Consider the following 13,879-nt stretch of genomic DNA (forward strand, 5'->3'; position numbering starts at 1 on the left):
CCGCTAAGTTCAGAAAGGGTAGCTTGCCGCCGCACCTTCAATAATGGCATCAATGGCAGTCTGGTCGATGACTGTGCGCGTGTTGCGGTTAAAGATGGCAAAGCTGTTATTTCCTACTCCACCACTGTGGCTCAGGTGACCATTGTCCCAATAGAATGGTACCATGCCATATTCTTTCATTTTGCGGGTCACATATTTCAGATAATAAGCGCGTGACTCCTGATGACGTTCTCTAAGAGCCGGATCTGTGATGAGATTTGACCGGTTTATCACACCATACTCACCCAAAATCACAGGAATGCCTTTGTCCACAAACTTGGTCTTCATCTTACCAAACAAACTCAACACTTCTGCTTCACCGGTTGATGCATTGCGGTTGATGCCGTTTACGGGTGGTTCCTGATAATTCTGGCCCCAGTACCAGGCTGCTCGCCCCCAAGATGCATCTGCTTCGAGGCCGCAAAAAGTCCAGGGCGTGTAATAGTGTACTTCCACCATCATTCGGTTGGGCACCGCATCCGTTGGCAAAGTGTTCATAAGAGAGTTGGTCTTATCGATGTCGGTTACCGGCCCCTGAACAATCAGATTTCGGTAATGGTTTCGTCCGCCGGTGGCACGCACAGCATCTACAAAAGTCTGTAAATACGAGTGCAACACACTCATTGAAGCCGCATTCTCGGCATGAGGCTCGTTGGTGCCGGCAAAAATGAGGCGCTCGTCATAGTCCCTGAAATGGGTGGCTATCTGTTCCCAAAAAGCCTTCTGCTTCATGTTTACCTCATCTTTTTTATCGGCGGAAATGTTATTCTCGAGCCAGCCACCGTCCCAATGAATGTTTAGGATGGCATACATATCGTTGTCGATACAATAATCCACCACTTCTTTGACACGGGCGAGCCAGTTGTCGTTAATCTTAGCCGTGCTTTGATTGGCGTACTGATTCCAGGCGCATGGAATGCGCACCGCATTAAAACCGGCTGCCTTCACCATGTCGATGATGGCTTTGCTGGTGCGTGGATTACCCCATGACGTTTCGGAACCGGTAGCTTCGAGGGAGTTGCCAAGGTTCCATCCCACCACCATTTTTGCGGCCAGCTCTGTGGCATTGCTGCCCATACCAGATAAATCTGGCGCAACCGGACTTAAATTATAGGATGGATAGAGTTGTCCGGCCTGCGAAACAACCACAGTGACTGTTGGTGTGTGTTCGGCAGTTATGGTGATTGTGGCCACACGTGCGCCAATGGTTTCTGAGGTGTTGGCCGGCGCAGTCACCAGGATGGTGATGGGCGACTGTGTTCCGGATGTTTGGTCAACAATGAGCCAATCGACATCGGTGGCAATAAGCCACTGTGGCGCCGAAGTGGTAAGCCGAAAAGTGGTGTGCCCTCCATTTAACGGCAGCGACAAAGAAGTGACTGACACTGTGGCGCTATACAGATAATCAGAAGCACCCTGAGTAACTACAATTTCAATAGGCACGGCATTTCCGGAGTGCAAAGTTAATGTGCCGCTACGTGCCTCAAGTGTGAGCGAGCTCACGCTTACAGTGACCATTGCCTGGTTACCAGAGCCTTCGGCTACTGACAATTCAATCCAATCGGGTGAGCTGTTATCAATCTGCCACGCTCCCGCATCCGTGGAAAGCGTAAATACAACAGAACCGCCTTCGGCGGGGATTTCGATAAACTCCGTGCTGACAGTAAGTGAGTTTACTTTGTTATCATCCTTACAGGCAAACAACAGCATAAAAAATAATCCAACGCTCAACATCGCTTCAAACCGAAATAATCTCATAACCAATCATTTTAAAACAAAAAAAAGAGTTACTCAAAAAGGAAGCCAGTTGAAAAACTGACCTCCTTTTTACTAATCAAAATGAACAAACTGCTCAAAATCTATCATAAAACAACGCAAAACTGATTCATGCATGAAGTCAATTTAGAACTATTTCTTAATCAGATGTACAGCATATGATTCATTCTTTCCATCATTTTGCTGACCAATCCAGATACCACTCGTTGAATAGTCATTTCCATCTGCATCCTTCTTTACATCAAGAACTTTAACTATTTTTCCTTCGAGAGATATCCAAACCAATGCAAATTCGTCCGTTAAATCATCACCAAAGGTTATAACACCATTTTCAACAGTAAATGTATTGCTCTTTCCAGCCAGGACACAAGAACCATCCGCATTAAAAACGAACTCTTTACTACTGGCAGCTGCAAATGTGTCTGCTGCATCCGCAGCACCCCATCCGGCTAAGGTCGTTGCCATATCGGCTGTGTTAGTCCACGCATTTAAACGGGAAGCCTCTTTGATAGTCCCCATGTCACCTACAGCATGCCAACCAATCCAATCCTGCATCACCGGATCAAACTTCCATGTACCAACCAGATCTTCCGATTTGAAGGATGTTTTTACCGGCTCGGTATAAGCAAACTCCTCTTTCACATACTCGTGACCCTCAACAATAAAATTATATACAACTACCCACTTAGATTCTTTCTTTGAGCCATCTTCGTTTTCACCTTCATAGACACGCTTTACACCTATTTGCATAGAGTGCTCAGTTAATGAAAATATTCTGAGTTCACTCATATCAGGAAATTGACCTTCATCTATTCGCATATTGTCAACCGGAATAATACAATCACTGATATTGAGTTTCATCGTTTCCGGATTAAAACTAAAGTTGTTGTTGCATGTTTCGCCGTTACGCACAATGGAAATGGTTCCGGCAGTAGCATTAAAAGTTATTGTACCATAGTTTTCTGCTGGCATTAACCATGTATTCTCTTTATAAACAGGAGACCAGTTGAAAAAAGTGGCCATTGATTTACCTTGCAAATCGTAAGGCAATTGTGACTCTAAGACATCCCATGCCCAATAAGGGTCAATATCATCACCGCTATAATAAATAGGGCCATCAAAGTATAGCGATTTGCCATTTTCATCAATATCCATCCGCCACGTTTTGGTCTTATTTGCACCGCCAGAGAGGAATAGCCACATACCTTCATCCAGGAAAGCCAAATCATCATTCTCAATCACCACATCAAAGGGCTCAGATGTTAAAGTAATGCCAGCAGCCAGCACATTGCAAGTGAATTGGTAGGTTCCTTTAAGCGGTAATTGAACCACTACCTGACCATCAACTACATTGTAGTTAGTTGCAGCATCTTCGTTACGAAACCAAACATTACCAGTACGTGTGGTGGCAAAACTGACAGAATTGCCTGTTACCACAAAACTAAAGTCCACATTAATTACCGGAACAGAAGAAGTAGGGTCTTCTTTTGGATCATCCTTGTCGTCTTTACAGGCTGAAAAAGCCAGCATCATAACCCCTGCAAGGGCTATTAAAAGTTTAAAACTCATTTTTCTCATAACGTAAATGATTTAGTTTAAGATTGCTAATTTGATAACCAACTACCAGCCATTATTTTGAGTCAACACATTATCTGACAGGGTAATTTGGTTATATGGAATTTGAAACAGACCTCTGGTTGTTTTAATGTTCTCACCATTTCTGGCTTTAGCAACATCGTTGTTACCGGTTTTTACAGTACCTGTATAGGTGATTTTTGAAGCGGCGTAATTCAGCGAATGATCATATCGCAGCAAATCCCAGTAGCGCAATCCTTCAAAAGCAAACTCATACATACGTTCCTGAAAAATCGCCTCTTTATTCACCGTACCCAACGGAGATAAACCAGCGCGGCTACGCACCTGATTCACATATTCAAGTGCATTGGCGCTGCCCAGTTCTGCGGCCATCAGCAACACATCGGAATAGCGGATGCTGAAATAGTCCTGAAACTGACCTATCATAAAGTTGACGCCTCCATAACTCTCGGCAATACTGTTGCCATTTTCATCGCAAGTAGGTACATACTTTTTGGTAAAATAACCGGTGTATTCCTTCACATCCTTTATCTGATTGTAGGCAATACCTTCCTGAGCTACAGCCATAATTGAGGCATCGCGACGGGTGTCGTTAACCGGCCAGTTCAGATAAAATTCGGGCACAACGGTACTTGCTCCCCATCCGGTGCCGTAACCGTATTTTGGAATGCTTTGCAGACGAATACCATTCATCACCATCCAGTGGTTACCATCCGTATTGCCATTGTAGTCACTGGTATATGTGTACTTTATGGCAAATACCACTTCCTTGTTCGTTTCACCTGCGTAGGTATGATCGCTAATTTTATTACCATCTTTCACCGCCTTATAGGTCGAGGCTGCCGGCCATAAATCGTAGAAACTCTCAACCAGACCATATCCACTGTTTGCAATTACATTTTCGAGATGCACCAATACTTGCTCACGGGATACCATACCTGCCAAATCGGCTTTATTATAATACCCGGTATAATAGAGATAAACGCGTGCCAGCAGCGACTTGGCAGCCCATTTATTGGCATATCCGTGCTGTGTGGCGGGAATTTGCTGATAGGTTACACTACTTGCATGTTCGGCAGCAAAAACGAGATCCTCAGCAATCAATTTATAGGTGTCGTCGGGATTTGCCTGAGGTATATTCTCTTTTGTTTCGCGCGTTACAAGGGGTACTCTTTCAAACATGCGTACCATATCGAAATAGAAGAACGCACGCAGAAATCGAGCCTGAGCAAGCACTTGATTCTTAAGTTCAGGACTTGAACTCCAGTCGGCCTGATCGATGCGACTTATGAGTTTATTGCATCTGAAAATGCCCTTGTAGTAATTTATCCAGTTTGCTTCAAACATGTTGAGGTCACCGGGAGAGACATTTTTATTGTGCTCGTCGAGCATTGAATAGCCATTGCCGTCGCTGGCACCGGTTCCGCCAAATGCATAGTCAGCCATTACAGTTGCAGCCACAGGAAGCGCTACGCCATCGGCCCAAATCAATTGCAGTGCATCATAGCATCCCACCAACGCTTCATAGCACTCTTCGGGTGTTGAGTAAAAATTTTCATCGGTTTTTCGGGTGAGTACATCGGTATCCAGAAAACTCTCACTGCATGCACTCACTATGGCTACCAGCCAGATATAGATTAGTATCTTGAAATCTTTCATCGCACTACGAATTAAAAATTAACATTCACGCCAAACAGAACGGTGCGGGGACGCGGATAAAAGCCCAGGTCGATTCCCGATGAAAACTTATCGGTGGCACCTCTGTCAAAACCATAACCAACTTCCGGATCCATCCCATTGTATTTGGTAAATGTGTAGAGATTCTGCACTGATGCATACACCCTGAAACGGGAAAAGAGCTCCATATTCATCACCTTGGCCAGATCAAAACCCAGGGTTACGTTGCTGATGCGCAAATAATCGCCATCCTGCACAAAGAGGTCGGAAAACTGATAATTGCGATTCTCATTGGTCACACGAGGAATGCGGTTAGAGGTACCAGGGCCGGTCCATCGCTCCAATATTTCGGTAGTATAATTGGCATACCGATCCACATGATTTCGGTACGACTGAACTATTTGATTCCCCGCAACACCATTGGCGTTCAGATAAAAATCAAACGCTTTGTAGTTGCAAGCAAATGAGAATCCATAGATAAAGTCGGGATTGGGATTGCCAACCATCACCTTGTCCAAGTCGTTGATGATGCCATCACCATTCTGGTCAATGTAACGCACATCGCCGGGCCGGGCGTTGGGGTGCACCACGCGGCCATTGTTAACATAACTCTGTACTTCAGCAAGTGATTGAAACAATCCGTCGGTCTGGTATCCCCAAAAGAAACCTATGGGATAGCCGGTTTGCGCACGGTAAAACTCCGTTGAATTGTTATAGAGCGAATTGGTAGCGCCATGAATGGTTTCATCGTCGGTGGGAATATCCTTTACCTGATTTTTATTATAAGCACCGTTAACCGATATGGAATAACCGAAATCACGATAGTTTCGGTTGTATGAAACCGCTAGCTCCACACCACTGTTCTCGACGTTACCACCATTTATAAATGGGGCATCGGTTCCGGCAGTAGCCAGCACAGGCGCCACAAGGAGCCAGTCTTTGGTGGTTTTTTTATACCAGTCGAAATTGATGGTCACCAGATTGTTTATCACATTGGCATCAAAACCTATGTTGAGCTGCTCACTGGTCTCCCACTTTAAATCCGGATTGGCCAGTCTGTTGGGATAGGCTCCGGGTGTACTCACCCCTTCAACATCGCCAAAAGCATAAGTTGCCTGGGTAAACTTGATGGGTGCCATATACTGATGCGCATCAATGGCCTGGTTGCCATTCTGACCCCAGCTGGCTCGTAATTTGAAGAAATTCAGATGCTGCGTAATGCTCTCCATGAAGGTTTCATTTGTAATCACCCAGCCAACCGATACCGAAGGAAAATATCCCCATCGGTTGCTTTTGGAAAACTTGGATGAACCATCGGCGCGGAAGGTGGCATTCAACATGTAGGTTTCATCATAGTTATATTGTACCCGGCCAAAATATGAAAGCAGCTTATCTTCGTCATTGGGTCCGCCGCCTATCGAGAGCTTTGCCCACTCCTGATTGGTGGTATTGCTTATCCAAGCATATTTAAGGGAATTAAATGCCAGGTCGGAATTGCTGGTATACATCCATGAGCCGTTGTACTGGCGCGACGACATCCCTGTCATCACATCCATTTTGTGTAATCCTTTGGTGAACGCATAACTTAGGATGTTGTCAAAGTTCCACGCTATTCCCTTACCCAAATTTTGTGAGGCCTCGTCGTTTCTGCGGTGTGCATAAATACTCAACTCATAAACAGGCTTGTACTCGCGACGCTCAGAGCTATGGTAATCAATACCAAAAGCCGTGCGATACTTAAGACCTTTGATGATATCGAGTTCGGCATATACATCGCCAAGTAATTTCTGATCGTTTCTTATATTCTGATTGTTCAGAACCATACTTGCATAAGGGTTTGCCTCGGTGTTGTTCCAATATGTGCGACCAAACTGATCGGTAATGGTTTGTGATGCTGTATTGAAAAAGTTACCATTATTGTCACGCACCGGCATGAGCGGACTTACATTAAATGCTCCACGAAGCGTATTCCCATACTGATCGCCAACGCTCACACCAACCTTCTCACTGTAGGTGAAAGTCAGATTCTGACCCACACGTAAACGGCCACCATACAACTTACTTTGTGAATTGAAGCGACCATTATACCGCTCAAAATTGGATAAATCACGACCGCCAACAATCCCTTCCTGACCAGAGTATGACAAGGACATTGAGTAAGTTGATTGATCATTTCCACCTATTGCACCAATCACGTAATTCTGAATGGCCGCGTTCTCCACAAACATCTCATCGAGCCAGTTGGTATCGGCAGGTCCGCCTTCCACATACGCTGCCATGTTATTGAGGTTGAACGGCAAATTATCGGGACGTCCGCCTGAATTCACATGCTGTTCGTTCATAATCATGGCATATTCACGAGCATTAAGCATGTTTATCTTCTTGGCCCGATTCTGAAAACCATAATAGGCATCAAAAGTGACTTGCGACTGCCCGGCCTGCCCTTTTTTGGTTGTAACCAGCACCACACCATTGGCAGCCCGTGAACCATATATGGCTGCAGAAGCTGCATCTTTAAGTACATCAATGGATTCTATGTCGGATGCATTAAGATGATCAATGTTACCTGTCGCCACCCCATCCACAATATAGAGTGGGCCAGAATTTCCGATAGTACCAAGTCCGCGAATCACCACTCGTGCTCCCTCACCGGGCTGTCCAGAAGTTGATGTAATATTGATTCCGGCAGCCTGCCCTTGCAAAGCTTGCAGAGGACTTAAAGCATTCCGGCTCTCGAGGGCATCGCCACGCACCTGCGCGGTAGCTCCGGTCACAAGTCGTTTCTTCTGAACACCATACCCAACTACCACTACCTCGTCCAAATCGGTTACTGCCGGTCTCATCTGTACATTTATAACAGCGCGTCCGGCAACCGGAATCTCCTGCGCTTCAAAGCCAATAATTGAGAATAACAGAACGGCATCATCACCGGCCGAAATGTTATAGGCGCCATCAACCTGGGATATTGTACCCTGCATAGTTCCCTTTATCAGTATCGAAACTCCGGGCACAGGCTCATTAAAATTATCTGTTACAACTCCCGTAACACTCCTCTGGGCCGATAGACCCAAGAAGATCATGAGCATTAATAAAATCAGAGATTCCCTTTTTAACATAGTCGAAATGTTTATTCCTTTAGTTGTTAAAATCTTTCACAAACATTAAAAACATCATTAAGCAAACGTTATTCAAAATTATTTTAACACTATTTAAGATATTAGGCGAAATGTGCAGACATAGGGTGTCAAATGTATTTGACCATTTCAGGAATGTCTTTTGAAAGGGGGATATTTGTATTCCTCAAAACATCATTTATCCTGATGTACAACGCATTATCAGGCTATCAAATCAACAATAAAAAGTGTGAAATCGGATAAAGGTTATTGTAGTATTATGGAAACGGAAGCCATAGAAACGTCATTTAATAGAAGAAACTCTAAAACCTTTTAAAAAAGTAACTCGTACACCTCGACAAGTCATGGTATATCACACAAAACTGATTAACTTTTGGTTATTTTATGAGCTTTAAATGGAGAAGATTATTGATAACCAAACACAAAAACTGCGCTTACCCATTCACAGTTTCTACACAATAATTACAAAAAACAAAAGCACGTTGATTATTTCGATGGAAAAGCAATATATTTAAGATACCAAACCCATATTTTTCAAAAATCAGAAAATGGCCCTATTTAATCTTAATAGAAACCACAAACATAAAAACCAGATACTTTCATTATTTGCGGCAATGATGTGTCTATTGCTGTCGCCCGAGGCGAATTCTCTTACGATAACGAACATCTCTCTCACACACTTTTCGGCCAACAATAAACTGCCCGGTGAGTCTATTCAATGCATTTATCAGGATAAATATGGCATCCTCTGGATGGGAATAGAATCGGCAGGACTTACAAAATACGACGGAAAAACACACACCCAATATAGAAATTCTCCCAATGATACATCCTCAATTTCAACCAATTATCCGGTATCGATAATCGAGGACAACCTTGGCTTTATGTGGGTGGCTACCACCGATGGACTGAATAAAATGAACCGTTTCAACGGAAAGTTTCAGAGATTTAGAAATGAGCCCAACAGCAACTATTCCCTTTCGAGTAACATCATCAATAAGCTGATAAAAGACAAACTCGGCATGATATGGATTGCAACCAGCAATGGCATTACCATTCTCAACCCATATAAAGATGAATTCATCCGGCTGTTTAACAATCCAGACCCGCAAACACCTGCCGCCGACAATGAAATTTACGCTCTACACATGGACAGAGATGGGAATATGTGGATAGGTTCGGCGCTACTGGGGTTGTACATGATAAATCAAAGTACCTACTTGCCTGTACTAAAACAATGGCAATCAGAGCCTGCTGAAAATCTGCAGTTCCCTTTGAAGGAGGTGCAGCGGTGGGATAAAGCATTGAAGCACGTTAACCTTCAAACCATTCGCACCATCACCTCGTCCAACACCGATACGATATGGATTGGAAGCCAAAATGGTTTATTTCGATATTTAAAACGAACTGACTCTTTTGAACATGTCAGGTTTTCGTCTCCTGAACAGAACCACCTGAATACTTGCACCTATATCACACTTTACATCGATTCATTAAACTATCTATGGGCTGGTAGTTCAAACGATGGACTGGTTGCCATAAACCTCAACAGCAATGAAGTAAGCTATCTCAACGAAAACGCATACGCCACCAACCAACTCAAAAGCAATGCGATACGTGATATTATGCAAACGCACTGTGGCTTGATTTGGATTGCCACAAAATTTGGCGGGTTACACTATTTCGATCGTCGAAAGCAAACATTTCCACTTCTTAAAAAGGGCACTGAACCGACACTTGGCCTGAGCGACGACTTTGTGCTTTCTGTAGCAGAAGACGTTGATGGTTACATCTGGATAGGCACCAAAGGTGGTGGCCTCAATCGGTACAATCCGATAACAAAGACATTTAAATGGTACCGAAAAGGAAATGAAACCGGCAATATTCAGAGTAACCGAATCGAATGCCTGCAAACCGACAACAGCCACACCTTATGGATTGGCTCAGAAGATGGTCTAATCAGTAAAAAAAGAAATTCAGAAATATTTACAACACATGCGAAAATGCATGTGCGAAACATATACATATCTGACGATAAGCACATTTGGATTGGTACAACCAATGGTTTGTTCAGATACAGCATTGAATATGCCCGGCTAAACCCACTGCCCACCCGCCATACTGATTTTTTCGATGTGGAAAATAATATTGGCATCACCCGTGTTTTTGAGGATAGTAAAGGCATACTCTGGATTGCAACCAATGCCAACGGGCTTTTTGAATATCATATCATCAGCGACAAACTCATCAGCCACACCCATAAAAGCGAAGTATCACACTCCATAAGTGGCAACCAGGTAAGGGCTATTTATGAGGATTCGAAAAACCGCCTATGGATTGGCACAAAATCAGACGGACTTAATCTTTACGACTACGCATCGGGGCATTTTATTCAGGTTTCAACACCCGAAACCTTGCCATCAAACACCATTTACCATATTCTTGAAGACAACTCAGGCTATTTGTGGCTTGGTACGCACAATGGAATCAGCAGGTTCAACCCTGAAGATGGGAAATTTATCTCCTTCTCTACACATCATGGACTGCAAGGTCTGATTTTCGACATCAACGCACATTGCAAAACCAAAAATGGCCTTCTGCTTATGGGTGGCAGTCAAGGGCTTAACATCTTTAATCCGGATGAAATAACCTTCCAGAGTTACAAAGCGCCGTTGATTATTTCCAGATTTAGTGTGTTTAATGCTACCAAGGCCATTGATATTGCAAGCCCTACGGAGTTTGTATTAGATACACGTAGCAACTATCTCTCGTTTGAAATCGCTCTCCTCGATTATGCTAATCCCGACGAAAACAAATATGCCTACATGCTCCAACCAATTGATAATGACTGGATTTATGCAGGCACACGCAACTTCACTTCCTACACCAACCTGGCTCCCGGAAAATACACCTTTAAAGTTAAAGGAGCCAACAGTGATGACGTATGGATATACGAAGGGATGGAACTCGAGATTACCATTCCGGCTCCGTTTTGGAAAAAACCCTGGTTTGTGCCTTTGTTCATTGTCATCGCCATTGCGCTTCTTCTGATTATCTACTACCTGAGAATAATAGCCAGTCGGCGCAGAGAAGCGATTTTAAAATCCGAAGTACAGCAACGTACCATGGATCTATCCAATGCCTACCGGAAACTGGAAAAATTTAACCGTCAGATAGAGAAGCACAACAAGACACTACGCTTGCAAAAAGACCGTATTTCGAGGCAAAACCTGGAACTTACCATACACAGACAAAACCTGGAGCTAATGGTAGTAGATCGCACGCGCGACCTGGAAGAAGCAAAATTAAAGGCAGAAGAGAGCGATAGGTTGAAATCGGCATTTCTGGCAAACATGAGCCACGAGATACGCACGCCGCTTAATGCTATCATGGGCTTTATCGACTTATTGGAGGCCGACGAGTTCGACGATGAGGAGAGAACAAGAATCAATGGCATTATTCAATCAAACAGCAGCGCACTGCTTCAACTTATCAATGACATTATTGACATCAGCATGATAGAGGCCAACCAGCTGGTTATTAAAAATCAAAATGTCGACTTCCATAAATTTTTGAATGAAATTCACACATATTACCTTACCAGCACTGAACTAAAGGACAAAGATGTGGCATGTAACCTGAGCATTCCGGATGAAACCAAGCCATTGATTATTGCTACGGATCCTAACCGCGTGAAACAAGTGTTTACAAACCTGATAAACAACGCCCTAAAATTCACCGAAAAAGGGCACATTACTTTTGGCTATAAATACAACACACCAAACAATCAAATCATCTGTTTTGTAGAAGATACCGGTACAGGTATTACCGAGGAGAACATCAATCTGCTGTTTGAACGTTTCAGAAAAATTGAACCTACACACTTGAAAGTTTATCGCGGTACCGGATTGGGACTATCCATTTCGAAAAATCTTTGTGAACTGATGGGTGGCGATATATGGGTGGAATCCACACCCGGAAAAGGAAGCACCTTCTATTTTACTTTGCAAATTAACTAAAATAACAAGGGCCACCCAACACAGGATGACCCTCATTTTTTTTGCTAAATAGCTTGAATGAAAATCTGATTAAAAACCGGGATTCTGATCCTCAAGCTCAATGGCGGTATTCAAATCAATTTCACGTTTTGGAATGGGATACAACTCATGTTTGTTGGTCACAAATCCGGAAATCTCCTGAGCTGCTCTACCCCAGCGCACCAAATCCCAAAAGCGATGACCTTCAAAGGCAAGCTCTAGTGCACGCTCCTTCACAATTACTTCGAAAAGTGCGTTACCTGTTAAATTCTCCCACGAAGCGTGATCGGTAAATCCGGCACGTTCCCGTACAAGCTTGATTAGTCCTACAGCCTCCACATCTTTGCTGTCTTTGTTATAGGCCTCCGCAGCCATCAACAACACATCTGCATAACGGATAATTTTAAATGGCGTACTATAGTTCACCTCAGGTACCGGAGGACCTGTTTCAGTAGGTTTGGTGGCATATTTCAGACGAATATAACCCTGGTAAGCAGCCCAATTGTTATTTCCTGATGGGTTATTCACCTGGCCTCCGGCAGCCACAAAATCTGCTTCAGAGATAACGGAGGCTCCTCTGCGCATGGCTCCTGCCTCATTGTAAAGTAACTGACCAAACTTACCGGTAGGCACGTTAAAGCCCCATCCATTGGTATAACCAATAGCCTCAAGATTTACAAAGGAGTCATCGCCACGAGGACCCATCAACTGAATCATAAAGTTTGACTCTGCTGTACCATCCCATGGTCCGCCCCAGTCGTGTGAATTCTTGCTGGTGTATAACACTTCAAAAATTGTTTCGCTTCCGGCACGGCCTTGCTTAAGCCAGATGGTGCCAAAATCACTTTCGAGTGCATACTCACCGCTCGAAATAACAGTTTGCAGCATCTGGTGTGCTGGTCCGTATTTACCTTGATAAAGCAGGGCTTTTCCCAGCAATGACTGAGCTGTACCTTTGGCAATACGGAACTTTTGACCTGCAGGCAACTGACTCTTTAATGGTAGTACAGCCGCCGCTTCGCTTAAATCTTGTTCTATGGCACGATATACATCTGCAACAGGTGTGCGCGCAATATGCGATTCAGCATTGGTTGTTGGGTTTACTGTGTAATGAGGCACAGCTCCAAACATCGTGACCAGTTCAAAATAGGCATAAGCCCTGAAAAACTTGGCTTCAGCAATCACCTGATCTCTGATGGTTACATTTTCGCCAATGTTATTGATAATACCGTTGGATGAGCTTACGATACGGTACAAAGCCAACCACACATCGCCAAGTGCCGGATTATCATATTCATGAGTCAGCGTGTTTAGAGACTGAAGCTTAGGCTGGTCGGCAGATGAACCACCTCCTGCATTTACATCGTCACCCGGAAGCAGTTTGGCAAAAAACAAACTTGACCAGTCGGCATAGTTGTTATAAGCCACCGATAAATAATCGTACACGCCAATTATTGCCGACATAGCCTCTTCATCTGTTGTCAGGTAATCTTCACTTGCAAAACGGCCGATTGGGGTCTTGTTCAGTTCATCATCAGAACAAGCACCTATCAAAAAGAGTGCGGCCAAAATGAGGAAATATTTATAAAAATGTGCTTTCATTTGATTTCAATTTTGTAT

Annotated in this window: 6 protein-coding genes; 1 reads left to right on the forward strand and 5 read right to left on the reverse strand. The window is 43.8% G+C overall.

What is annotated here, in order from left to right:
• Positions 1–9: 9 nt before the first annotated feature.
• The 4 genes from ALKIM_RS17435 to ALKIM_RS0103035 form a co-directional block, all read right to left on the reverse strand.
• Positions 10–1,797, reverse strand: a complete 1,788-nt coding sequence (locus ALKIM_RS17435; protein ID WP_084555784.1) for a cellulase family glycosylhydrolase — start codon at positions 1,795–1,797, stop codon at positions 10–12.
• Positions 1,798–1,947: 150 nt separating this feature from the next.
• A complete protein-coding gene (locus tag ALKIM_RS0103025; RefSeq protein ID WP_026473362.1) occupies positions 1,948–3,393 on the reverse strand; it encodes a hypothetical protein in 1,446 nt (481 codons plus the stop codon).
• 42 nt (positions 3,394–3,435) lie between these two features.
• The gene (locus ALKIM_RS0103030) at positions 3,436–5,070 is read right to left on the reverse strand and encodes a RagB/SusD family nutrient uptake outer membrane protein (protein ID WP_026473363.1); all 1,635 of its coding nucleotides are present in this window, start codon (positions 5,068–5,070) and stop codon (positions 3,436–3,438) included.
• A gap of 11 nt (positions 5,071–5,081) precedes the next feature.
• Positions 5,082–8,204, reverse strand: a complete 3,123-nt coding sequence (locus tag ALKIM_RS0103035; protein WP_044117716.1) for a SusC/RagA family TonB-linked outer membrane protein — start codon at positions 8,202–8,204, stop codon at positions 5,082–5,084.
• 566 nt (positions 8,205–8,770) lie between these two features.
• Here ALKIM_RS0103035 and ALKIM_RS0103045 point away from each other — a divergent pair.
• Positions 8,771–12,241: a hybrid sensor histidine kinase/response regulator gene (locus ALKIM_RS0103045; RefSeq protein ID WP_026473365.1), complete on the forward strand. Its 3,471-nt coding sequence runs from the start codon at positions 8,771–8,773 to the stop codon at positions 12,239–12,241.
• Between the two features lie 69 nt (positions 12,242–12,310).
• Here ALKIM_RS0103045 and ALKIM_RS0103050 read toward each other — a convergent pair whose 3' ends face one another.
• The gene (locus tag ALKIM_RS0103050; RefSeq protein ID WP_026473366.1) at positions 12,311–13,861 is read right to left on the reverse strand and encodes a RagB/SusD family nutrient uptake outer membrane protein; all 1,551 of its coding nucleotides are present in this window, start codon (positions 13,859–13,861) and stop codon (positions 12,311–12,313) included.
• Positions 13,862–13,879: the final 18 nt, after the last annotated feature.

This window comes from Alkaliflexus imshenetskii DSM 15055, from assembly GCF_000517065.1.
Taxonomy (GTDB): Bacteria; Bacteroidota; Bacteroidia; order Bacteroidales; family Marinilabiliaceae; genus Alkaliflexus; species Alkaliflexus imshenetskii.

Coding starts and splice junctions, on each gene's coding strand:
- ALKIM_RS0103050 (WP_026473366.1), bottom strand. CDS start 13,861: ATGAAAGCACATTTTTATAAATATTTCCTCATTTTGGCCGCACTCTTT.
- ALKIM_RS0103045 (WP_026473365.1), top strand. CDS start 8,771: ATGGCCCTATTTAATCTTAATAGAAACCACAAACATAAAAACCAGATA.
- ALKIM_RS0103025 (WP_026473362.1), bottom strand. CDS start 3,393: ATGAGAAAAATGAGTTTTAAACTTTTAATAGCCCTTGCAGGGGTTATG.
- ALKIM_RS17435 (WP_084555784.1), bottom strand. CDS start 1,797: ATGAGATTATTTCGGTTTGAAGCGATGTTGAGCGTTGGATTATTTTTT.
- ALKIM_RS0103035 (WP_044117716.1), bottom strand. CDS start 8,204: ATGTTAAAAAGGGAATCTCTGATTTTATTAATGCTCATGATCTTCTTG.
- ALKIM_RS0103030 (WP_026473363.1), bottom strand. CDS start 5,070: ATGAAAGATTTCAAGATACTAATCTATATCTGGCTGGTAGCCATAGTG.